At 56.4% G+C, this 22,513-nt stretch carries 25 protein-coding genes and 1 tRNA gene; 15 read left to right on the top strand and 11 right to left on the bottom strand.

Features of this window, described 5'->3' with window-relative positions; genetic code table 11:
* Window positions 1-40: 40 nt before the first annotated feature.
* From Pan97_RS25745 to Pan97_RS25735, 3 genes are all read left to right on the top strand, one after another.
* The gene (locus tag Pan97_RS25745) at window positions 41-262 is read left to right on the top strand and encodes a hypothetical protein (RefSeq protein WP_144977871.1); all 222 of its coding nucleotides are present in this window, start codon (window positions 41-43) and stop codon (window positions 260-262) included.
* 95 nt (window positions 263-357) lie between these two features.
* Entirely contained in the window at window positions 358-711 is a 354-nt protein-coding gene (locus Pan97_RS25740; protein WP_144977869.1) for a hypothetical protein, read from the top strand.
* A gap of 19 nt (window positions 712-730) precedes the next feature.
* Entirely contained in the window at window positions 731-1,069 is a 339-nt protein-coding gene (locus Pan97_RS25735; RefSeq protein ID WP_144977867.1) for a DUF3307 domain-containing protein, read from the top strand.
* A 154-nt stretch (window positions 1,070-1,223) separates the two neighbouring features.
* Here Pan97_RS25735 and Pan97_RS25730 read toward each other — a convergent pair whose 3' ends face one another.
* Window positions 1,224-2,180 carry a DUF1559 domain-containing protein gene (locus Pan97_RS25730; protein WP_144977865.1) on the bottom strand — a complete coding sequence of 319 codons (957 nt, stop codon included), beginning with the start codon at window positions 2,178-2,180 and terminating at the stop codon, window positions 1,224-1,226.
* Between the two features lie 266 nt (window positions 2,181-2,446).
* Here Pan97_RS25730 and Pan97_RS25725 point away from each other — a divergent pair, with 266 nt between their 5' ends.
* The 3 genes from Pan97_RS25725 to Pan97_RS25715 all read left to right on the top strand — a co-directional run bounded on the left by Pan97_RS25725 (window position 2,447) and on the right by Pan97_RS25715 (window position 5,110).
* A complete protein-coding gene (locus tag Pan97_RS25725) occupies window positions 2,447-2,857 on the top strand; it encodes a hypothetical protein (protein ID WP_144977863.1) in 411 nt (136 codons plus the stop codon).
* A gap of 118 nt (window positions 2,858-2,975) precedes the next feature.
* Window positions 2,976-4,232 (top strand): serine hydrolase domain-containing protein, encoded by a 1,257-nt coding sequence (locus Pan97_RS25720; RefSeq protein WP_144977861.1) that lies wholly within the window; start codon window positions 2,976-2,978, stop codon window positions 4,230-4,232.
* Entirely contained in the window at window positions 4,232-5,110 is an 879-nt protein-coding gene (locus Pan97_RS25715) for a thermonuclease family protein (RefSeq protein WP_144977859.1), read from the top strand. The genes Pan97_RS25720 and Pan97_RS25715 overlap by 1 nt, the downstream gene beginning before the upstream one ends.
* A gap of 42 nt (window positions 5,111-5,152) precedes the next feature.
* Here the strand turns inward: Pan97_RS25715 and Pan97_RS25710 are convergent, their stop codons facing one another.
* Window positions 5,153-5,626: a hypothetical protein gene (locus Pan97_RS25710; protein ID WP_144977857.1), complete on the bottom strand. Its 474-nt coding sequence runs from the start codon at window positions 5,624-5,626 to the stop codon at window positions 5,153-5,155.
* 430 nt (window positions 5,627-6,056) lie between these two features.
* Here Pan97_RS25710 and Pan97_RS25705 point away from each other — a divergent pair, with 430 nt between their 5' ends.
* From Pan97_RS25705 to Pan97_RS25695, 3 genes are all read left to right on the top strand, one after another.
* Entirely contained in the window at window positions 6,057-7,022 is a 966-nt protein-coding gene (locus tag Pan97_RS25705) for a DUF1559 domain-containing protein (RefSeq protein WP_144977855.1), read from the top strand.
* A gap of 48 nt (window positions 7,023-7,070) precedes the next feature.
* Entirely contained in the window at window positions 7,071-7,481 is a 411-nt protein-coding gene (locus Pan97_RS25700) for a carboxypeptidase-like regulatory domain-containing protein (protein WP_196782221.1), read from the top strand.
* 90 nt (window positions 7,482-7,571) lie between these two features.
* Window positions 7,572-8,456 carry an alpha/beta hydrolase gene (locus Pan97_RS25695; protein ID WP_144977852.1) on the top strand — a complete coding sequence of 295 codons (885 nt, stop codon included), beginning with the start codon at window positions 7,572-7,574 and terminating at the stop codon, window positions 8,454-8,456.
* Between the two features lie 11 nt (window positions 8,457-8,467).
* On the opposite strand, the gene Pan97_RS25690 is transcribed toward Pan97_RS25695, so the two are convergent.
* A complete protein-coding gene (locus Pan97_RS25690; protein WP_144977850.1) occupies window positions 8,468-10,210 on the bottom strand; it encodes a cytochrome c peroxidase in 1,743 nt (580 codons plus the stop codon).
* A 171-nt stretch (window positions 10,211-10,381) separates the two neighbouring features.
* Between Pan97_RS25690 and Pan97_RS25685 the strand changes: the two genes are divergently transcribed.
* The 3 genes from Pan97_RS25685 (at window position 10,382) to Pan97_RS25675 (ending at window position 13,744) form a co-directional block, all read left to right on the top strand.
* Window positions 10,382-11,578, top strand: coding sequence for a lactonase family protein (locus Pan97_RS25685; RefSeq protein ID WP_144977848.1), 1,197 nt, complete (start codon window positions 10,382-10,384; stop codon window positions 11,576-11,578).
* Window positions 11,579-11,674: 96 nt separating this feature from the next.
* Window positions 11,675-12,349 (top strand): metallophosphoesterase family protein, encoded by a 675-nt coding sequence (locus Pan97_RS25680; RefSeq protein ID WP_144977846.1) that lies wholly within the window; start codon window positions 11,675-11,677, stop codon window positions 12,347-12,349.
* A gap of 195 nt (window positions 12,350-12,544) precedes the next feature.
* Window positions 12,545-13,744 (top strand): DegT/DnrJ/EryC1/StrS family aminotransferase, encoded by a 1,200-nt coding sequence (locus Pan97_RS25675; protein ID WP_144977844.1) that lies wholly within the window; start codon window positions 12,545-12,547, stop codon window positions 13,742-13,744.
* 55 nt (window positions 13,745-13,799) lie between these two features.
* Here the strand turns inward: Pan97_RS25675 and Pan97_RS25670 are convergent, their stop codons facing one another.
* Together Pan97_RS25670 and Pan97_RS25665 are read right to left on the bottom strand one after the other, a co-directional pair.
* Window positions 13,800-14,018: a hypothetical protein gene (locus tag Pan97_RS25670; RefSeq protein ID WP_144977842.1), complete on the bottom strand. Its 219-nt coding sequence runs from the start codon at window positions 14,016-14,018 to the stop codon at window positions 13,800-13,802.
* Window positions 14,019-14,267: 249 nt separating this feature from the next.
* Window positions 14,268-15,212, bottom strand: coding sequence for a hypothetical protein (locus Pan97_RS25665; RefSeq protein ID WP_144977840.1), 945 nt, complete (start codon window positions 15,210-15,212; stop codon window positions 14,268-14,270).
* Window positions 15,213-15,469: 257 nt separating this feature from the next.
* On the opposite strand from Pan97_RS25665, the gene Pan97_RS25660 reads away from it, so the two are divergent.
* From Pan97_RS25660 to Pan97_RS25650, 3 genes are read left to right on the top strand one after another with little or no spacing between them, the layout of a single operon-like run.
* Entirely contained in the window at window positions 15,470-16,213 is a 744-nt protein-coding gene (locus Pan97_RS25660) for a putative signal transducing protein (protein WP_144977838.1), read from the top strand.
* Between the two features lie 10 nt (window positions 16,214-16,223).
* The gene (locus Pan97_RS25655; protein WP_144977836.1) at window positions 16,224-16,970 is read left to right on the top strand and encodes an AraC family transcriptional regulator; all 747 of its coding nucleotides are present in this window, start codon (window positions 16,224-16,226) and stop codon (window positions 16,968-16,970) included.
* A 48-nt stretch (window positions 16,971-17,018) separates the two neighbouring features.
* Complete coding sequence (locus Pan97_RS25650; protein WP_144977834.1) at window positions 17,019-17,384, top strand: VOC family protein; 366 nt, start codon at window positions 17,019-17,021, stop codon at window positions 17,382-17,384.
* A gap of 176 nt (window positions 17,385-17,560) precedes the next feature.
* Here Pan97_RS25650 and clpP read toward each other — a convergent pair whose 3' ends face one another.
* From clpP to Pan97_RS25625, 6 genes are all read right to left on the bottom strand, one after another.
* Window positions 17,561-18,148 carry an ATP-dependent Clp endopeptidase proteolytic subunit ClpP gene (gene clpP, locus Pan97_RS25645; protein WP_144977832.1) on the bottom strand — a complete coding sequence of 196 codons (588 nt, stop codon included), beginning with the start codon at window positions 18,146-18,148 and terminating at the stop codon, window positions 17,561-17,563.
* A 145-nt stretch (window positions 18,149-18,293) separates the two neighbouring features.
* Window positions 18,294-18,926, bottom strand: a complete 633-nt coding sequence (locus Pan97_RS25640; RefSeq protein WP_196782220.1) for a ClpP family protease — start codon at window positions 18,924-18,926, stop codon at window positions 18,294-18,296.
* A gap of 303 nt (window positions 18,927-19,229) precedes the next feature.
* Entirely contained in the window at window positions 19,230-20,696 is a 1,467-nt protein-coding gene (gene tig / locus Pan97_RS25635; protein WP_144977830.1) for a trigger factor, read from the bottom strand.
* Window positions 20,697-20,941: 245 nt separating this feature from the next.
* Window positions 20,942-21,014: transfer RNA gene (locus Pan97_RS25630), tRNA-Gly, on the bottom strand.
* Window positions 21,015-21,187: 173 nt separating this feature from the next.
* The gene (locus tag Pan97_RS27080) at window positions 21,188-21,310 is read right to left on the bottom strand and encodes a hypothetical protein (RefSeq protein WP_261342363.1); all 123 of its coding nucleotides are present in this window, start codon (window positions 21,308-21,310) and stop codon (window positions 21,188-21,190) included.
* A gap of 80 nt (window positions 21,311-21,390) precedes the next feature.
* The gene (locus Pan97_RS25625) at window positions 21,391-22,509 is read right to left on the bottom strand and encodes a hypothetical protein (protein ID WP_144977828.1); all 1,119 of its coding nucleotides are present in this window, start codon (window positions 22,507-22,509) and stop codon (window positions 21,391-21,393) included.
* Window positions 22,510-22,513 lie beyond the last annotated feature (4 nt).

Genomic DNA, 22,513 nt, shown 5'->3' with positions numbered 1-22,513 from the left:
GATCGGCGGTAAGATTGCGAGCGCGAAAGGAGAACCAAACGTGGATGTCAAGTGTCCTGACTGTGACGTGTTGATGGAAAAAGGGTTGGTGCCGGAGTTTCTTCACTCATCCGTCGTGATCCAGTCTCGCTGGATGAAAGGTCCAGCAGCGTTTTCCAGCCTGGCCTCCTTGGCGTTTGGCGGTTATGCGCATGCCATGCGAGTGACGACGTTCCGCTGCCCGGAATGTGGACTACTGCGAGAGTACGCACTTGGCAAATGAGGCCGATAAAAACTCGCGTTGCCTCCGATCTCCCTGGCAAGGTAAGTTGATCGTCATGGCAGGTTCCAGGTGGAGCACTTCCCAGGAGAACGGAGATGACTGGACGGATTGGATTCGCGTTGTGGCTTTGTAGCTTGCTGCTGCCGGTTCCCCTTTCGGCCGAACAGCCGGAACGAACAGGACGCTTGAGCGGAAGCAATTCGCCACACGACAACCGCGTGAGCGTGATGATCTACCGCCAGGGGCAGGCAGCCTCGGCCTTGCCCCACTGGTGGCACGATCCCCAGCGGATGGTCCTCCCGGTGAAGCAAGTGGTGGAGCAAGTGGTGGAGCAGGGGCCTCTGGAACAAAAGATCATCAAGGACAACCATCAACCACCAAGCTTTCAGTACTTGGGACCACGCGGCCCAATCATTCAAGAAGAAGAGCCCCTGCTCGGGCTCGACTGACCACAGGGCTTGCAAAAACATGCCGTACATCATGCTGATCCACTGGGTCGCCGACTTCCTCTGTCAAAGCCGGTGGATGGCCGAGAACAAGAGCAAGAACCTCCTCGCCCTTTCATCCCACGTGGGCGTCTACACGGCCGTACTCGGCGTGGCCTGCATACCGATGCTGGGGCTGGTGCCAGGCATCCAGTTCGCGCTGATCAACGGCGTGCTGCACTTTGTCGTCGACTTCTGCACCAGCCGCGTCACCTCGTACTTCTACCAGAAACAAAACATGCACGCATTCTTCGCGACGGTGGGGTTTGATCAGTATTTGCACTTCGTGTGTCTGTGGTACGTCAAAGCGTGGGTCACGTAAATGAAGCCTCGGGTACCCCATTCAGAACGAAGGCTTCCAACAAAAAGCCCAGGGAGGACACCCTGGGCTATGATCTTTGGTTTCGTTCGATTGTAATGACTGCCTGAATCGTGAAGCGGGTACCAGGTGTCCGACCCGCGACCCCTGCCGACGCTTAATAAGCATCCCCAGAAACCACTTCACCACCGCTACGTGTCGCCAAGGCTTGATACACGCCCAGGTCGATCGTTTCGGTGATCAGGTGGGCCGAGCCGTCGGCGAAGACGAAATTCGTTCCGGCTGGGTGGCGGCTGCCGAAGTCGTCGAGGTGATGTTCTCCATGGTCATGATCGTCGTCCCCGTCGTGATCATGGTCGTGTTCTTCGTCGTATTGGCTGTTGGGGGCGTGATCGGCGATGCCCAGGATGCGGGCAATTGCTTCTTCGCCGCCACTGACCGAACCGACCCACGTACTGTACAGAAGCTCATCCGTTCCACCGATCGAGGTGGCTCGTTCGCCGACCATCAGCGTATGGCTGGTACCATCGGTCACGTCACGCATGGCCCGCTTGGCATTGTGGCCGAGCATACCGTCGCCGTCGCAGCGCTGGCCGGCCGGCAGGCCTTCGCAGTCATGCAGTTCGACCGTACCGAAGCAGCCAACGTAGTTCGCCGAAGCCAAATAAGTGAGTGGATTCTCACTCTCATCGTGCAACTCGAAAATCTCCGGCGAACGATCACTGGGACAAGCATACGGTAGAATGATTGTTTCGCGGGCCTGTTGGTTGCTGCCATGGGTGATGCTTAGGCGATAGTCGATCAGGCTGTCGGCGATGTTGCCTTGCTCCATCTGCGGCAGAATCAGCGAAGCCCAGCCCCAGCCGGGTTGGCCCTCGGCCAGAGGCGTTTTGGTGTCGGAACTGGTGGCGATGTAGCCGCTAGGGAAACTGCCGAAAGTGTCGTGATAGTTGTGCATGGCCAGGCCGACTTGCTTCAGATTGTTGAAGCAGGAAGTCCGGCGAGCCGCTTCGCGAGCCTGTTGCACGGCAGGTAAAAGCAGAGCGATCAGCACTCCGATGATGGCGATCACAACCAGAAGCTCGACGAGCGTAAAACCTTTGCGTAGGGTCATTTCTCAAGTTCTCTATGGATATGGGCAGCCCAAAACACACCGAGTGTGTCCGGGGGACTTTATGAAACCTGGTAAACGTAACGATGCCGGCTTCGCGAGTCGCGCGGAGCCTGGGCGGATGAAAGTGGATCGTGAAGGGGAACCGGGGCGATGGTGCCGCAGACCCTGGACCTCTGTCCTCAACTCTTGAGGCAGTGGAATTCATCGTCGGCGCACGAGCGATGCGCCGTGGCAGAAAGTTACGCGACCGGGGGTGCCCGAGGAGAATGAGGACCCAAACATTTCGCCGTGATCAGGCGAGTCGATTGCGGGACAATCTCGCGGAGAACCACGCGATCGACCGTGGCAACAAGGGGCGTCTGAGCCATTTGACCCAGGGCCAGATGTTGGCAAAGCAAACAGCCGTCAATGACGACGCCATGCGAGTGTTCGCCGGTGTGCCAGCCGGGCACTTCATGCGAAACAGGTTCAACATGGGCGTGACCATGATGATGTCCGTGATCATGGTGGTGATGGCCATGATCTTCAGCAGCCGCGACGGGCCCATGGAAATGACCCGGCAGGTGCGCGTACTCACAGCCCGACCAGGCATGGATTACCTGACCAAAAAGCTGCACCACCAAATAGGTGGCAATCAGGGTGTAACTGCCGAACTTCCGCATGACATTCCTGGATGACATCAACAATCATTAAAGCGACCGTCATTCTAGTCAGAGTAACTCGGTTTGCTCAACGCATTCATCAACACTTCATGGCGAATTCGCGGAAACCACCGACCCCAACCGAGGGGCAAAAATGCTTGACAGCGGTGTGGTTTGCGGTACGCTGCCAGCTTCTTCCGCCCCTACGTTCACCTTTCGAAAGCCCATCGCGATGCGAACCTCTCCTTGGACACTTTGGCGCAGTTGGACCGCTGTTCTACTTCTGGCGGCCATGGCCATGCCGATCCTGGCCGAGGATACCGGCCGAAAAGTCCCCGTCATTGACCAGGTCGATCAGGCCGTGGCCAAGCTGGTCGATAAGAACGTGGTGGCTGGGGCCGTTACCTTGGTCTCGGAAGACGGCAAACTGGTCCATTTGAGCGCCATCGGCAAAGCCGATATCGAATCGAACAAGCCGATGACGCGGGACGCCATGTTTGCGATTGCTTCGATGACCAAGCCGATCACGGCTACCGCGTTGATGATTCTGGTGGAAGAGGGGAAGGTGAATCTCGACGATCCCGTTTCCAAGTACATCCCTGAGTTCGCCGACGTCAAACTCGATGGGAAGAAGCTGGAGAAGCCGATCACATTGCGTCAAGTGTTGACGCACACCTCGGGCTTGGGGGGCGATCAACGCGTCGTCAGGTCGCTGGAAAACCAGGGCAAGATCCTGGCCGAGCGTCCTCTGCATAGCCTGCCGGGTACCAAGTGGCAGTACAGCCCCGGGCTGAATGTCGTCGGCCGCGTGATTGAAGTCGCTTCCGGCAAGCCCTACGGAGAATACCTGCAAGAGAAGATCTTCACGCCTCTACATATGAACGACACGACGTTTGCCCCAACCGACCAGCAGAAGTCGCGCATCGCCACGCTTTACGCGCTGGATAAAGATAGCGGCGAGTTGAAGCCGAGTACCAGTTGGATTGGGAACGTTAAGACGGACCCCTACCCTAACCCCAGCGCGGGACTTTACTCGACTGCCAGCGATCTGTTTCGCTTTTACCAGATGATGCTCAACGGGGGCTTTCTCGGGGACACGAAGATTTTGTCGCGCGATTCGGTCACCGAGCTGACCAAGGCCCAAACGCCTGATGACATTGTGACAGGCTTCACGCCTGGCAATCGCTGGGGACTTGGTTACTGCGTGGTGCGTGAACCTCAAGGAGTGACCGAAGCGTTAAGCCCTGGCACGTTCGGGCATGGTGGCGCTTTCGGTACCCAAAGCTGGGGCGATCCCAAGACTGGCCGCGTCTATCTGCTTCTCGTTCAGCGTTCCAATCTCGGCAACAGCGACGGAAGCGACCTGCGGAAAGATTTCCAAAACGCAGCCAATGCCTGGCTGAGTAAGTAATGGCCAGCGTTCCTGTAAGTGTGTTGCACTCGTGCCGATTGGTAGTCGTTTGGGCGGTGCTGGCAATGCTGCCAGCGTCGCCGCTTTGGGCTCAAGCCCAGCCTGATCCGCCACTGGTCGACTCATTTCGCCAGTGGCATGACGCCAGCGGAAAACTTCTGACAAAATCGCGCCTGGCCTATCTCGACGGCGATCGTATCGCGCTTTGGGCGGAAAGCGGGCAAATGTTGCTCATTCCCCAGGCACAAGTTTCCGCGGCGGATCAAAGCTGGATTATCGCGCATCCGGTGAAGATTCTTCGCGGCAAGGTCATCTACGTGGCCGATGGCGACACGATTGGTCTGCTGGACGCTGATGAGAAACAGCATCGGATTCGCTTAGAAGGAATCGACGCACCAGAACGCGGACAGGCCTTCGGAACCAAGAGCCGACAGGCGCTCAACGATGCGGCTTACGGCAAGGATGTCATCGTCGCCTACGAAAAGCCGGATCAGTACGGAAGAATTCTTGGCCATATTTACTTGAACGAGCGCTGGTTGAACTACGACCAGCTCGTCAGCGGAATGGCCTGGCACTACCGTCACTTTAGTGGTGACGCTTATCTGGCCCAAGCACAAAAGAGGGCCGAGGCCGAGAAGGCAGGACTGTGGCGGGATGTAAGTCCGTTGCCTCCCTGGCGATATCGTTTAGCAGAGAAACGTCAGCAAGAGATGAAAGATTCCGAAACCGCCGCCAAACCGATGCAGCCCACCGGCTACTGGCTGAACACTTCCAGCGGCGTGCGGCACAACGAGACATGCGAGCACTACGGCAAAACGAGCCGTGGAAAATATTGCGGCGCGGAAGATGGAAAGCCGTGCGGCATGTGCGGCGGGTGAACTAAATCACCATCGCCGTTGGCTTTTCGCCTCACTCGCGAACTAAGCAGAGGCCTTCGTTTTGACCTGTTGCTTGTTCCAGAACCGCGTCCAAAGAGCAACTCGTCGAACCATTGGCAGGATTGTTGCCGCCAATTGATCGGCCTGGATGGCTTCTTCGTGGTGGAGGAACAAAGCGCGAGCCAAGGTCGGAATCTGTCCTTCCTTCTTGGCTTTGGTCATCTTGCGATGCCACGAACTGAGCAGGTCGTGCTTGTATTCCAGCGGATTCCAGAGATCGATATCGGTCAGACGGCCCACTTCCACGGGGCGTTTGGCGATGGTCGTTCCTAAGAACATAAGTCCTTGTATTCCCTCCGTTTGCGTCTTGTTGACGGCCCCGATTGGCGTGGTTGGAAGGAGCTGTAAGTTGGGGAGCGTGTCCGCTTCGAGGGCATCGACGATGCCTCGCAAAAGATACATTCCGCCAGCCAGCTGGTCGTCAAGCGAGACGACAACAACGGCTTTTTGACCCATGGTTTGGGTTCCTGATGCAGAGAATAAGTTGATCGTGCGTAGCGTATTAACGCTTATTTGGGCCTGACTTAGCAAGACGAAATGGAGAAGATTGTTACGATCTTCACCAAGCTTTGAAGCTTACGCTACAAAGCGGCTTGGTCCGTTCGTTTGGCAAAGCTGAGCACTGCTCTATTCAAAGTGCAAACTGTGTGCCTCTTGGGCTCTTCGCACGTGCTAGCCGCGTCGCTCTCTTGGTATTAGATCCCATCGATCAGGCTGATGCCGAAAATTCCCTTGGACTCACGAAAATATGGGAAATTTCTAAAAAAATGTTTTTCTGTCCCGGAGAGTCGCTACGATAGGGGGATAGATGACAAGCCTTTCATGTGGCTTGAGCTTTTTGTCGCCTCTCTCTACTCATCCTATCTATTCTTGTTCGGAGACCACCATGCGACACCTAAAGGGTTTCACCCTCGTTGAGTTATTGGTTGTGATCGCCATTATTGGCGTCTTAATCGCTTTGCTTTTGCCTGCGGTTCAACAGGCCCGGGAGGCTGCTCGGCGGATGCAGTGCTCCAATAACTTGAAGCAGATCGGCATTGCCGTTCACAACTATCACGACGTCTATGGGAAGTTCCCCAGTGCCATGATGCTGGATCAGGCTCGCTTGGCCGTAAGCAGTTGTCCCGAAGGTAAATGTGGTACCTGGACATGGACCGCGTTTTTGTTGCCACAGGTCGAGCAGGACAATCTTTACGATCTTCTTCAGGTGGGCATTCTGCCTGGGGAAGTCTCGCTGGGGGACGCTACCCGGCTCGCGGCCGCGAAAGAAGGCTTCGATGGATATCGTTGTCCATCGGCCAGTGGCCCTGATCAAAACACGGAGCGCAAGGTGCCCTCAGGCAGTGGAGACAGTAGTGCCGATTGTACTGGAAGCGGCTGCGATGCGATCGCTTTGGCCAATTACGTGGGCGCGAACGACAGCAACACGCTCGATCGAGACAACTGGAATGGTTTCATGGCCAAGGATACCAAGCGGCGAGTATTCACCTTCGCCGACATGATCGATGGAACCAGCAATACAATTGCCATTGGCGAGCGCGCCTACAAGCTGGCCAATCGGACGCTGCGGGCCGGAACGCAGCTGGTGGCCAACGGCGACACCGCCAACCATAGCCGCCAGGGACATTCCTACATTACCGCCGGCGGTCGCTGGCCGATCAATTGCACCAACTCGCAAGATTGTGATCGCGGCTTCAGTAGCAATCATCCCGGGGGCGCTCAGTTTCTGTTTGTCGACGGCTCGGTGCATTTCTTACCGGAAACGATCGACCACGATACCGACAGCGCCGTTGACAGCGTATACGAGTACCTCATCTGCAAAGACGACGGCAATCCGATCGGAGAATACTAAGCCTGAGTTGGTTGCCCATCTTCTTTTGCTACTCAACGTGAGGTCCTCATGCTTGTTCGTATGTTACTGATGTGGATGCTTTTTTGCTGCTTGATCGGATGCAGTTCATCCGGTCCGCAGCTGGGAACGGTCGAAGGATCGGTGATGCTCGACGGCGATCCTTTACCTGGTGCGGTGGTTTCGTTTCGTCCTGTCGAAGGGGGACGCACTGCGGAAGGGATTACCGATGAAAATGGTCACTTCACGATCGAATTCGCCGCCGGGGCCAAGGGGGCCCTGCTGGGGGAACACGAAGTCCGCGTGACCACATTCCGAGAGAGAGTAATCGGCGATAACGGTCGGGTAGAAGATCCCGGAATGCCTGAGAAGGTACCCAAGAAGTACAACGAAGAGTCGGAACTCATCCGAACCGTCAAATCAGGAGAAAATCACTTCGACCTGGAACTAACCAGTTCCTAGTCCAAGATTGCAATCGTTCCGTGGGCAGGCTAACCTCAAAGGTCGATCCTGCCCTTTCTCATTTCTTGCACTCTGATTGAACCACCCACCATGACTCACATACGACTACTCTCTGCACTCGTTCTACTCGCGATGGTTTCTACTTCGTTTGCTGCCCAACCGGTTGCGGTGGACTTGTGGCCCGAGGGCAAAGTGCCTGGGCTGGCTGCCGGCGAGAAGGAAGAGATCGTCGACGAAATCGACGATCGAATCGGAAACCGCGTGACGAAGGTCACTAAGCCGAAGATCACCGTCTATAAGCCAGATGCCGAAATAGACACCGGTGCGGCCGTGGTCATTTGCCCGGGTGGTGGTTACAACATCCTGGCCTACGACCTGGAAGGGGTCGAGGTTGCCCAGTGGTTGAACAAGATTGGCGTGACCGGGGTCGTTCTGCACTACCGTGTTCCTCGAGCCAAGGAAGGTGAAGTCTACGCGAACCCCCTGAGTGACGCTCAACGCGCGATTCGTGTAACGCGAGCCAATGCCGAAGCCTGGAAGATCGATCCGCAGAAGGTTGGCATCCTAGGGTTCTCGGCCGGCGGGAACCTGGCAGCCGTGACTTCCAACGCGGAAGACTCCGCCTATGAGCCAATCGATGACGCCGACAAGCTGAGTGCTCGGCCTGACTTTACGTTTCTCATCTATCCGGCGTATCTGAATAAGAAGGACGCCGATACCGAGCTGACGCCGGAAACGTCGGTCGATGAAAACACTCCACCGGCGTTCCTCGTTCATACCAGCGATGACCGGATTTCCTCGACCGGCAGCGTCGCCTACTACTTGGGGCTCAAGCGATTGAACATCCCGGCCGAGTTGCACGTCTTCACCTCAGGCGGCCACGGCTATGGCCTGCGACCGACCGAGAAGCCCGTCACCCATTGGCCAGATCTGGCGACGGGATGGCTTAAGACCGAGGTACTGAAGGCCAAATAAACGCGCAAGTCTTAAAGGCTGCGTAGAAACTGAATCAAGTCGTCCAACTGCTGATCGGTCAACTCGACCGCCAGCTGATGCCCGTGGACCTCGAACACGTCTCGCAGCGAGGTCGCTCGGGCGTCGTGAAAGAACGTATCGCGATGCCCGATCCCGCGAAGAGACGGCGGATTGAACTCGCGGTTGAATTCCTTGTCGTGCATCCCCACGTCGTAAACTTCCGGCGAAGTATATAGTGGCGGAGCGTGGCACTTGATGCAGTTGTTACGCAGGAAGATCTGCCGGCCATGGGCGACGGCAGTCATGTCGCGTGTGGCTTGCAGTGCGTCGATGGGTGGCGGAAGCGGCAAGCTCTTCATGTAAGCCGCTAAGGCCGAGGCCTGTTGGTCCGAAAGAGCACGTCCATGCATGGTCGATTTGACCGAACTCTTGGCTTGCTGTTCGAGCGTGTCGCTGACTGCCAGCCAGCCGAAGGGTGCCGTATCGGCTTTGCCCAGCAGGGAAAGAATCCGCTTGGGCGCCCCATACGAACGATCACTCAAGTTGTCGCTACTGAGCCCGTTGGTATGCCCATCGGTATGGCAGCTATGGCAAGACATCCATCCTTCCATCGACAGGCGGGCATTGTGGAACAGGCGTTCTCCCTGTTCGACCAGCTTGGGCTCTCGCACCGCTCCCAGCGAGATGCGGCCAATCGTTTCAGCTTTGTCGATGTCGACCAGCGAGATCGAATCGCCGAATCCATTGGCAACGTAAATGACGTCTTTCTCAGGCGAAACGACGACGGCGGTTGGGTGCTCTTCGACCGAGACGCGAAACAGTCCGAACGCTTCGTACTTGCCGATGCCAACTTGGCCGGTGCCTCCCATGGAAACGACGGCTTGCAGGTCGTCGATCACTGCGATATCGGTCGGGTCTCCTCCCCCCTTGCCTGGCTCACCGATGGGATGCATGAAACCGTTTCCGTAGAAGTCGGCTTCCACGTCCATGACGAAATCGAGCGGTACCCAGCGCAGCTCGTTGCTCATCACCAGGCCCCAGTGAATGTCGTTCTCGTTGGTGACCGCCAGGCTGTTGAGCAGTTGATGGGCAAACAGCAGTTTGGTTCCATCGGGTGAAAGGGCCATCGCGCGAATGTTGTGCGCCGGAAATTCGCGGATATGCCGCACGGTGAACGTATTGGCATCGACGATGGCCAGCCGCCCACCGAAGTTATCGGCCGCCAAGATCGATTGACCATCGGGCACAAACAGCACCACGCGCGGGGCAAATGGCAGAATCAGTTCCCGCTGAAGCTTAAGTTGTTCGCCGGTGATGCTGAGCGAAACGAGCTTTCTGGGCCAAAGGCAACTCACGCAGATCTGCTGGCCATCCGAGCTTACGTCCGACTTCACCGGCGAGTAGGGGAGCGTCACGCGCGAGAGAATGTCCAGCACGTCCCCATTTTGTTTCAACAAAATGGCTTCGTTTGCCTTGCCATCGAGGGCCAGTAGTCGCTGCCCGGGAAGGGGGAGCAGGTCAATGATCGATTGGCCGATACGCCATTCCGACGAAATCTTGCCTTGGTCGCGATCAACGATCGAGATCGTTCCGGTTCCGCGATTGGCGGTCAGCAGAAACTTGCCATCTTCGCTCAGGATAAGGTCTTCCGGGCAGCGAAGAGCCGGTTGCGAGGGATCCACGCGCTGCGCAGGTACGGCGTAGCTGGCGGACGCCAAGAGGAGCGTGGCGACGATTGCGGCGAAACGGATCATGAGCAATAGGTTTGCGGTGGGAAAAAGGTCGTGGGAATACTCGATTTTCCCATAGCAATCCCACTGGGACAAGCCAAAACGGGGAATCTCAGGTCCGTAAGACCGACGTGATTTGTGTTTTCAGCCTAAGTACAATAGGAGGACCTTACCCCAACACCGGAGATATCCCCTATGTTGACTCGCCGCATCGTCTTTACCGCTCTAACATTTGCCTGCGTGGCAATGGCTACGCAATTGGTTCAAGCCCAACAGAAATCGAAAGTGATCGAGATTGGGAAGGTCGTCAATGAAGGTCTCAGATTGGAGTTCTACATTGGCACCTATACCCGAGGAGACAGCAAAGGAATCTATCGAAGCGTGCTTGACCCCCAGACAGGTCAAATGAGCCTGCCGACTTTGGCCTATGAAATCGATAATCCGTCGTTTCTGGCAATCAGCAACGATCGGAAGAATCTGTATGCGGTTGGCGAAGTCGCCAACTTTGGCGATGGAAGCTCCGGTGCCGTGTCGGCGTTCACCTTTAACGAGGATGGAACTCTCGAGCTGCTTAACCAGGAAGCCTCTGGCGGTGGCGGGCCTTGCCATGTCGAGATCTCACCAGGAAAAGGATTCTTGATGGTTTCCAACTACGGAGGGGGCTCGTTCGCAACGCTGCCGATCGGAGAGGATGGCCAACTTGCCCCAGCGACGTCGTTCTTCCAGCACGAAGGTTCGAGCGTGAACGAAGCTCGCCAGAAGGGACCGCATGGTCACGGAATGTATCACGTTCCTGGTAGTCCGCTCATGTTGGCGGCCGACTTAGGGCTCGATAAGGTTATGATCTATCGAATGATCAGCGGATTAACCGGCGAGTTGACGTTGAACGATCCGGCGTGTCTCGAAATCACCCCTGGCTCAGGCCCGCGTCATTTGGCCGTGAGTGCACCAGGTCAGCGTGTGTACGTACTGAACGAACTCAATTCGACCTTGGATGTCTTCGCATTCAACCCCAACACGGGCGAGAGCGAACATCTCCAGCGTGCTGCCACGTTGCCGAAAGATTTCGAGGGGAACAATACGACCGCCGAGATTTACATTCACCCGAACGGACGATGGCTGTATGCCTCGAATCGTGGTCACGACAGCATCGCCGCTTACCGAATCGACGCGGATACGGGGCTTGTTACCCTGCTTGGGCACTACAGCACGATGGGTAAAACGCCACGGCACTTTCGGATTGCTCCCGACGGTAAGTTTCTTCTGGCGGCCAATCAAGATACCAATAACATCGTGATCTTTGAGATCGATCAGAAGATTGGTACGCTCAAGCCGCTGCCGTCGCAGATCTCGGTGCCCAATCCCTGCTGCATCGAGTTTCTGCAGAAGTAAGCGAAAACACGGGATGAAACGTCGTCGGATGGCTACTACCTTCGATCGTAGTAGCCATCTTTCTTTTTTGGGACGGATCGAGGCAAAGGAATTTCGTTGCGTACTTTGGCTATTGGCGATGTGCATGGATGTTTGATCGCGCTGAAGTGTCTACTGGATGAGGTGGGGCTCCGGCCGGACGATCGTATTGTATTCCTGGGAGACTACGTCGACCGTGGGCCAAATTCTCGTGGAGTGATCCAGTACATCCTGGAGCTACGTGATCAATACGACGTGGTGTGCCTGAGAGGGAACCACGAGATCATGATGCTCACGGCGAGGGATGATTCCCGTACCTTCAACTCGTGGTTGGGATATGGAGGCGAAGAGACGCTCGAATCGTACGCTCCCGACACTGGCGAGCAATCCGATCTGGAACACGTCTCCGAGCAACACTGGCTTTTTTTGGAATCGGTCTGCCAACCTTACTTCGAGGACGATTCCCACATCTTCGTGCATGGTAATGTCCGCCCCGACCTCCCGCTCAACGAGCAGGATAATGCGACTCTCTATTGGGACAAGTTCATCAATCGCGGACCGCACTTTTCGGGTAAGAAAGTTATCTGCGGTCATACCTCGCAGAAGTCAGGCTGGCCTCTGGATGTGGGGCATTCCGTAGTGATTGACACGTGGGCATGTGGCACAGGATGGCTTACCTGCCTGGACACAGAATCAGGCCACTTCTGGCAGGCCAATCAGGTCTGTGACACCCGAAGCGGTACGCTAGCATAACTCTTCAGCGGCCCAAAAACCGAGATATCACGTTGCATGTTACCGGAGTCGATCCGATTTCACGATGTGAGAATGCTTGCCCTTGACCCTTAGGGGCAATCCTCCTATCGTTTTCGCTTACCGCGTACGGGTCAGCAGGCAGGAAGCCTACTTATTGGCGTGGAAAAAAGCACGAATTCATCAAGGAAGTCAGGGATGACGACAGCAAACAAAGGCGTGGAATCATCAGGTGTTTCGCAAGTTCCACTGCTGGACATCGGCCGTGGTAACGGACCGTTGAAAGAAGAATTCATGGCGGCTTTCGAGTCGGTTCTCGACTCAGGCCGGTTTCTGTTTGGTCCGGATGTTTTCCAGTTGGAAGAAACCTGTGCGGCCGCATCGCATGCCAAGTTTGGCATCGGCTGTGCTTCTGGGAGCGACGCTTTGCTGCTCTCACTCATGGCCCTGGATATCGGTCCCGGCGATGAAGTCCTCGTTCCCAGCTTCACCTTCTTTGCCACTGCCAGCTGCGTTTGGCGATTGGGTGCGAAGCCGGTCTTCGTCGACATCGAGCCCACCTCGTTCAACATCGACCCGACTCGCCTGCAAGAACAAATCACGCCTAATACCAAGGCGATCATTCCGGTCCATCTGTTCGGCCAATGCGCCGACATGACCGAAATCAACAAGATCGCCCAGATGCACGACATTCCCGTCATTGAAGACGCCGCTCAAGCCATTCTGGCCGAGCACAAAGGTCAGCGGGCCGGCAGCATGAGCCTGGCTGGCTGCATCAGCTTCTACCCGACCAAGAACCTCGGTGGCATGGGGGACGGCGGCATGCTGGTCACCAACGACGAAGAGTTCGCCGCCAAGCTGAAGCTGCTTCGCGGGCACGGCATGGAGCCCCGCTACTACCACCAGGTTGTCGGCATCAACAGCCGCTTGGACACGCTCCAGGCCGCGGCTCTCAACGTCAAAATGAAGCATATGGCCGAGTGGACCGAGATGCGTCGCCAGAATGCCATGCGATACCACGAACTGTTCAGCCAATGCGGTCTGGACCTGGTGTTGAACCTGCCGACCGAAACCGAAGGCAGCTATCACGTTTGGAATCAATACACCGTTCGCGTCCCACGCGGCGGCCGTGATTCGCTTCGCAAGCATCTGGCCGAACTGAAGGTCGGCAGCGAGATCTACTACCCGGTTCCGCTGCACCAACAGCAGTGCTTCGCCGCGCTGAAGGAAGAGCTGGCACCCCTGCCGGAAACGGAAAAGGCCGCCGAAGAAGTTTTGGCCCTGCCCATCTTCCCAGAACTAACCGCCGCCGAGCAGCGCCACGTGGTCAGCTCGATCGCGATGTATTACGGCATCGAAGCCAACTTCGAAGGCAAAGCCCGTCGCAAGTCGGCTTAGGCGATATTCGGACAACTTAAAACGCAAAAGCGATGCTCAAAGGGGCATCGCTTTTTTATTCAGACTGCTTACCTTCTTGAAGCTCGATCAGGCATTGCCAGGCTGTGGTCAGGGTTCCTACTACCAGGTAGCCCCACCAAAGACCATAAAGGATTCCTAAGAGGATATAGCTACCTGCCGGCGACGTGATATGCCGCGAAGCGGTCCATATAAAGAATCCGGCGATCGGCAACAGGATGATCAATCCAAAGATCGACCGGAAAAGAATACGCACATATCGTCGCCGATACGATCTTAATTTCGCGATCTGATCTTCGTGAAGACCTTCTAGTGTTGCTGGCGAAAGCAGCATTAGACCAAGCCAGACACCAAGCACAACGAATTGTGTGGCTCCGATCAATGGCATGACATAAGCATAGAATTGGAGGATTCTCTCGTACGGTAACATCGCCACTCCCTTTCCGGCATCGAGGTGTGGCCGCGATTGTAACCGTGCAATTACGAGATTGCCAGAAACGAGCGACTATCGAAAAGGTCGCCAGAGAGGCTTCTTGAACAGCCCCGGCCGCTCGTCTTGAACGTCGTCGCTGGAAGAGTCAGGACGCGACGCCGTTCGCCCCGCCGGCAGCGGCACTGTGGCTGGGGTCCAGCGGGCCGAGTCTTTGCCGCGAAGATCGACCTGGATGTCTTTCTTTTGCTGCAGGACCTCTCCCTGCTCCGTCGAGTAGCGGACGTGCAGTTGCAGCGATTCATGTTCTGGCTTCCCTTCGGTCCAGGGGAGCTTCAGGTGGACCCCTTTACCGAGCAAGGTTCGTTTGAGGTACTTGGCCGAGTCGGTCGTATCGAAGTCCCAGCGGCCGACGAATGCCTCTTTGCCGGTATAGGCCGGATCGAGCAGGACCACCGAAACAGGCCCCGGCGAATCGACGTACTGGCCCGCTTCGTTCTGCGGTTCGATCACCACCATAATGCCGTCGTCTCCTGGCTGGTCGTCGGCATCGTAGCCGCCGGTCAGCTTCGGATTGAGCTGCATCTGCGTGACGATCCGGTCGACCACCACTTCGGCCTCCGGATCAAACTGCTGCAGCAGCGGCCCGTCCAATAGCTCGGGGCCGGGGGCCACGCTTTCCAGTTCCGGCAGGCTGCTCGACTCGCCCAGCTCAATCACCGGGCTGGTCAGCAAATCGCCGTCAGGCCGGGAAGAAATACGGGACGCACTGGTGTGCGGCGTCGGCAAGGTTTCTGGTTCGGTCGACGTGGTGCTCGTCCCTTCCGGTAGACCAAGCTGCTTGCGTAGCGACTCGTTCTCGCGGCGGACCGACGCAATCTGGGAATCTTTCTGATGCACGACGTCCTGCAAGGCATAAACCTTGTCTTCCAGGTAACGCAGCTCCGACTCCAGCAGCTGCACCGATGGATCGGTCGTTCGGCAACCGCTGGTCAGGCCAAGCAGAGCGAACGCAAGCATCGCGAATCGAATTGTGACAGTTCGTGATAGCACGCTGACGAAACTTTCCCAGGATTTTGGCCGAAATGAGGGAGGAAAAACTAAAGGTCCGGCCACGCGTGCGGCATAGGTACGAAAAATTTGTGGGTGGGTCAAACCCAATGTGTCGAGTTCCGAAACGAACTGCTAGCAGAATTCCGTTGACTCGCGCTATTACCTCGGTACGTTAGAGGACTCGCTAAGAGTTTCCGCCTTCTCCTGTTTTACAGTAGCTCTTCATGCCTACCTCCGAATTCCTCAAAGTCGCCAGCTACGCCAACGCGGCCGATGCCGATCATCTGAAGGCGGTCCTGCAGGATCACGGTATTCGGGCGTTTGTCGACGGAGGCGATCTGCAGACGTCGCTTAGCTATATCGGCAGCGCTTTGGGCGGCGTGCATGTGATGGTTCGCTCGGTCGATGCCGAAAAGGCGTTGGAGATCAAGGAAGAGCTAAGTCACGAAAGTCACGAGCAGACCGGCGATCCCTGGTTCTGTGGCGCCTGCCAGGAAGTGGTCGATGCGGGCTTCCAAGTCTGTTGGTCGTGCGGCGGCGATCGAAGCGACGTCGAAGCCACCATGCCCGAGGCCGCCGAACTGAATGACGAGGAGGAAGAGGAACCTCTGCCGGACGAGAGCGACCAACCGCTGCCTGATACGGCGTACTTCGACGAGTCGAATCCATACGCTTCGCCGCAAGCCAAAGTCGCAGGCGCCGAGCAGCCTGCCAAGCCGAGCGAGATCAGCGAAGAAGCCGAAGCCATGCTCGTCCGGGCCTGGCGAGCAGCCATCATCGGGCTGACTTTCATGCCGATTTTGGCAAACATCTACTCGATGTACATGCTGTTCGCCGCATTGAAAGAATCGAGTCAATTTACGTCCGAGGGCAATTGGCGATTCAACGGAGCATTCGTCTTGAATATGCTCAGCGGGATTGCCTGGGGATCGCTGTTTTACTTCATGTATCGGCCGGTGGTCGTTTGAGGGTGCTTGCGTGCTTTCCAATTTCCTTCCATCGCCGAGCCTGCGACCATTCGTGAGCCACTACTGGGCGAGCTTCAACAACCGCCAAGTGACGCACGCGATCTTTCCCGATGGATCGGTTGATCTCGTTTTCGCCGCCGACGCGACCTCCGCGGATTGTTGGTTGTTTGGTACTTCCACATCGGCCACCGAGGTTCCATTGGTTGCTGGGACGAACTATCTGGGCGTCCGCTTCCGGCCTGGTCAAGCACGACATTTTATGTCGCTGGCAACGAAAGAACTGACCAACCATCACGAGGCGGCATCCGAGGCGTTGAGGTTTTCCCTGGGAGAGGTACCACAGCAGATCGCGATGCCGACTATTTTTCAGCGTCTCGACAAACTTTTCGAGGATTATTTGGATCATCGTCAGCCCAACGAGCATCGTATTGACCAGGTCATTCGTTGGATCGAGACGAATTCCGGCAATGTCCGCATCGAAGAAGCCGCCGGTATGTACGGGAAAAGCCGCCGGCAGTTGGAGCGAGCGTTTCTCGACTGCGTCGGCATTTCCCCGAAGTTATTTGCATCGATCGTGCGGTTTCAGAACGCTGCCGGCCGGATCGCTTGCCCCGGTGCGTCGCTCGCTGAAGTTGCCCTGGCCAGTGGCTATGTCGATCAATGTCACATGACCAACGACTTCCGCCGTCTAACCGGCACTTCGCCAGCGAGATTTCTAAAACGGCATGTCGCATTCTTGCAAGACGCGACCGACTAAGGGATCCAAACTGGGGTGATTCCCATTTTATCCCAAGGAGTTGTCTCTATGAAATTTTGGACCGGTGTGATCACCCACAAACTAGCCGAGTCGAAGTCGTTTTACGTGAACTTGTTTGGCTGTGAAATCCTCTTTGAAGAGGATTGGTTCGTGCTACTACGGCTTGGCGCGAGCGAACTCGGATTCCTGCGCCCCGAAATGGAAGGCCAGCACCCCCTGTTTCAGAAGGCCCACTCGGGGCATGGTATGTGGATCACGGTGGAGGTCGAAGATGCAACGGCGGAATGCGAACGCATCCGGAAGCTAGGCCAGCCAATTGAACAAGAGCTTCGCGACGAAGCATGGGGCGACCGGCACTTCGTGTTGAAAGATCCAAATGGCATCGGTGTGGATGTGGTGCAGCGGATTGGGTGACCGTTGGATTTTGTTCCTTGGACGGAATTAGACTCCGTGCCGCTATTGGTCGATACGGTTGAGAGAATTCCAGGCTTTCCGTGGGAGGTCGATCCGTACGTAGCCTACACACTGGCGCATTAAAAAGCCCATGCGATTTGCATGGGCTCTTTCAATCGTCTATCGCGGCAAAACGCCTACGAAGGCATGTGCTCGACCACCTTGTCGATCAGCCCGTAGTCGCAGGCCTCTTCGGCGCTCAGGAAGCGGTCGCGGTCGGTGTCGGCTTCGATTTGTTCGATCGGTTTGCCGGTGTGCTTCAGCAGGATCTCGTTCATGCGGTGTTTGATCCGCTTGAACTCGGTGGCGTGGATCAGGATGTCCGAGGCGGTACCCTGCATGCCGGCCAGCGGTTGGTGGATCATCACGCGGGCATTGGGCAACGCGTATCGCTTGCCGGCGGCGCCCGCGGTCAGCAGAACGGCACCCATCGAGGCGGCCTGGCCGATGCAGTAGGTGGCCACGTCGCACGTGACGAACTGCATGGTGTCGTAAATGGCCATCCCAGCACTGACGCTACCGCCGGGGCTGTTGACGTACAGGTTGATGTCGGCCTTGGGGTCTTCCGATTGCAGGAACAGCATCTGGGCGACGATCAGGTTGGCGACTTCGTCGTTCACGCCGGTTCCCAGGAAGATAATCCGGTCTTTGAGAAGTCGGCTGTAAATGTCGAAGACGCGTTCTTCACGTCCGCTTTTTTCCACCACGTAAGGAATCAGAGGCATCGTATTGGCTCCAGTGTCTGGAATGTGTATTGGGCTTGGGAAAGTCGAATGAAATGAGATAGCGTGTACCATTTTCGCCCCCTCACCCTAGCCCTCTCGCCGAAGGGGCGAGGGGACAGGACATGAAAGGAGAGCAACGGTGGGCTTAGTCCTCTTCGCCGGCTTCTGCTGCTGGCGGCTTGGTGAGGATTTCGTCGACGATCCGATATTCCTTCGCCTCGGTGGCGTTCATGTAGAAGTCGCGGTTGACGTCTTTGGCGATCTTTTCTTCCGGTTGATCGCAGTGGGCGGCGAGGATCTTGTTTAGTTCTTCGCGCGTCTTGATGATTTCGTTGGCCTGGATTTCGATGTCGCTCACCTGGCCGCCGACGCCACCGTGCGGTTGGTGAATCATGACCTTGGCGTGCGGCAGGATGAAACGCTTGCCAGCGGCACCACCGGCCAGCAGAATGGCCCCGCCACTGGCGGCCAAGCCGACGCAGTACGTGGCGACTGGGCACGAGAGCATTTGCATCGTGTCGTAGATGGCCATCGTCGAGGTGACGCTTCCGCCTGGGCTGTTGATGTAGAAGTGAACTTGCTTTCGGCGATTTTCGCTTTGCAGGTACAACAGCTTCATGACCAATTCATTGGCGTTGCCGTCGTAGATTTCGCCTTGCAGGAAAACGATCCGGTTTTCCAAAAGCAGGTCGCCAAGGGTCATCTGGCGTTGCCGTTGATATTCGGCATAGGCCATGGCCATGGGCCCGACAGGGGCATGAGGGAATTGTGAATTCATGGTCGTCGATCCTTCCATTACAACGTGCCGTCAAGGACGCCGCGGCACAGGATTAGTCCACCTGCCTGCCCGGTCGCTTCCGGCGAAGCAAACTACGAGAAGTATCCTGTTATTGTCTCCAGTTACCGGGGGAAGACAACCGTAGAAGACACTTAGGAGAGGGGGCGGCGAAGTTTTTGTACTTTCGCTAATCGCTACCAGCCGGAAAATTTTAACTCGGCTAAAGAATTTGCCTCATCATGCCATGAAAAAAGCCCCGATGGCGTCCATCGGGGCTTTGAATGTCAGGGTTCAAGATGCCAATTATTCGGCGTCCTTGGCTTCTTCTTCGGCTGCTGGGGCTGCTTCTTCCCCTTCGCCGCAAATCAGCAGGTTGACGGCCGAGGTCTTGCTTTGCTGCAGGTCGGCATCGACTTCGGTAACCTTGGCTTCGCTCTGGATCAGCTCGATCACCTTGCGTTCGATGATCTGGTTACGCAGCACGTCCATCATGCCGCCTTTTTCCAGTTGAGCACGGATGCGACGTGGCGATTCGCCTCGCTGCATCGCGATCTGCATCACTTCCAGATCGTAGTCTTGCTGGGTTTCTTCGATGTTTTCTTCTTCCGCGATGCGTTCGAGGATGAAGTGTTCCTTCAAGGCCTTGCGGGTCGAAGCCATGCTGTTTTGACGCAGCTCGTTGCGGTGAGCCTGGATGTCTTCTTCGGCGAAACCAGCCGAGCGAAGTTCCATCACGGCTCGTTCCAGTTCGCGAGCGGACTGACGCTTGAGTAGGGCCGGTGGCAGTTCCCAGTCGGCTTCCTTGGTCAGTTCTTCGGTGATCTGCTGACGCAGACGCTGCTGCTGGTAGTAGTTCAGCTGGCGTTCCATGTCTTGTTTGACATAGTCACGCAGGTCCCCTTCGCTTTCAAAGCCGCCGATCTGCTTCAGGAACGCTTCGTCCATTTCTGGCAGTTCGGTTCGCTTGACTTCGAGAACTTCGATTTCCATCTCGACTTCTTTGCCACGCATTGCTTCGTTGGCGGCTTCGTCGCTGATGGTCAGGGTGACGGTCTTCTTGTCGCCTGCTTTGGCTCCGGTCATTTCCTTGCCGAAGTCTTCCCACTTGGCGTCCTGGAAGCTGAGCGTGTCGCGCAGACGGATCGATTCTTCTTCGGCGTGCTCGATCTTCTTGCCGTCGTGCTTGAAGGTCAGGTTGCACACCAGGTGATCGTCAATTTCGGCGGCACCTTCGTACGGAACCAGTGAAGCGTAACGACCCAGAACCTGCTTCAAATGCTTGTCGATGTCTTCCTTTTCAAAGCCGCGGGTTGGCTTTTCGATCTTCAAGCCCTTCCACTTCGGCAGGTCGAATTCAGGGCGAACTTCGATATCGAATTCGAAGGTCAGTTCCCCTTCTTCCGGCAGTTCGATGGCCGAGTAGTTGAAGTCAGGCTCGCTGATCGCCGAGAAGGACTGTTCTTCGGTGGCCTGGGTCATGCTGTCCATGAGCAGCGTCCCTTTGACCTGGTCCTTCACTTCGGCGCGGAACCGCTTTTCGACCAGTTTCTTTGGGGCATTGCCCTTGCGGAAACCCGGCACGGCGGCATTGGGGACCATGTCTTCAATGGCGACGTCGAAGTAACGATCGATGTCTTCACGGGAAACAGTCACCGTGACGTGACGCTGGCACGAGCTAGGAGCGTCGACCTTCACGTCCAAGTTCAACTTCTTGGGGCCTTCCGCTTCAGCAACTGCACTTTCAGCGTTTTCGGTTTCAGGCGAACTCATTCAACGATTCCGCAAAATCTGGGGTGAAAAACAAGAAACCCGGCTTGTAGCTCAGGTCGATCAAGCAATTGAGGTCAATGCAGAATGGGTGGGCTTCTCCTCACCCACGCCGCGAGACTCATCATTGCGTCTCGTGTGAAACGTGGCGATGCGGCAAAGCCTTTGCCAGAAGCCACATCCACCAAATGTCTTACTGCGCTACGCGTGTCGATGGAAACTCAAACACGGCGGCAGTAAGAAGGAAGAGCGGGTGAACGGATTCGAACCGTCGACAACAACGTTGGCAACGTTGTGCTCTACCAACTGAGCTACACCCGCACAGGGAACGTCGTTCCCTCATCTAGGAAAGCACTAGTGTACTGAAAATTCAGAACTGGTCTACCCGGGGCAAACAAAAAACTGCTTGCCAGAGAGGAAAGTATGCGACAAAGGTGTTCTGTTGTCAACTTGATGGCACCCAGAGTCGTTATAACCTTTGTGAAAATAGCTGGTTAGGGCGTTTCGAGTTCGCCTGCAAGCTCGCCCGATGGCATGTCCGCGGAAAGCGAAAGGAGCGTTCTCAATGCCTGCTCCGCTTCTGCCAAATCAGCCGGGGCGAAGAAGTCGTCGTCCACGGCTTGCCCCTAGCGAAAGATGGCTGTCACGAAAGATCGCGCAGCCATCCTACCTCGTTAGATTGCCTGGGCCAATGGAATTAGTCCAAGACGTTCGGCTTTGGGCCAGCTGGCTTGGGCGCTGGCTTAGGAGCGTTCGGATCGGGCGGTGGTGGTTCCGGCCCGAACTTCACTTTGCCACCAACCCAGGTCGTGTACTGCCAATTGGCGTCCACTGGGGTCCAGCCGGCCAGGTAACCCATTTCATCGGTCACGTGGCGTGTTTCGACATACGCTTCGTAGCTGTCCGGCATCACGATGAACTTGAAGTAAAACTTCGAGGGATCGACCGTGCTTAGCAGGCGGCGGAAACGGGAGCGTGGACTCGTGACTTCGTCGATCTTGAAACCTGCGTCTTCCTTTGGCGTGAAGCGAAGCCGCGGGTCTCGCCCCGCCGCGTACATCTCCATGCGGAACCAATCGTCCGACATGGGACGTTCGTTGAAGTCCTCGACAAATTTCTCCGCATCGATCCCTTCCTTAGGGTCCTTGATGTATTTGCGAACGCCACGCTCGGCCTGGTATTCGGCCCGCTTCCTGGCCGAGGCTCGCGCCGGTTCGTCGACAATCGGGTAGACCTGGTTGCCAGTAAGCAGGAAGGCCGCTTCCTTGATCCCATCGGGAGCCGGACGAGGATCTGGCAGGGTGACGACCTTGGCAGCGAGTTGAGCCCGCTCCGGTGTGTCGTCGAGGGTTGCTTCGAGCTTGGCGATCTCTTCCAGCGCACTATTGAGTTCGCTGGAGAGCTTCTCGCGTTTCTCCTTGTTCTCGTCGGCCTTCTTGGCCATCTCCAGCGCATCTTTTTGGGCGATGATCGCCTTTTGCAGTTCTCCCTGCTGCGACTTGAGGATCGCTTCCTTGGCGACCGATTCGGACTGTAGACGCTGGATCAGCATCTCCAGGTCTTGCTCGTCGGGATTGAGGTCTTTTAGCTCTTTCTCGACCTTGAGCTTATCTTTCTGGGCTTCTTCGAGGTCCTTGATCAGCTTTTCCAAGGCCAGAGGATCGATCTGCATGCTATTGGCGATCTGCTTGACCGATTCCTGCATACCGAGCTGTACCACCACGAGCACGATGATGAGAATGCCGACCACGTTGAACATCGTGTCCAACAGCGAGTCGAGCCCTTCCTCTTCTTCGACGCCTCTACGTTTCGCCATGATT

Origin of the sequence: Bremerella volcania, assembly GCF_007748115.1 — a bacterium.
Classification (GTDB): domain Bacteria; phylum Planctomycetota; class Planctomycetia; order Pirellulales; family Pirellulaceae; genus Bremerella; species Bremerella volcania.
Note: the sequence above shows the minus strand (reverse complement) of the source record. Positions and strands in the feature narration are given on the sequence as shown.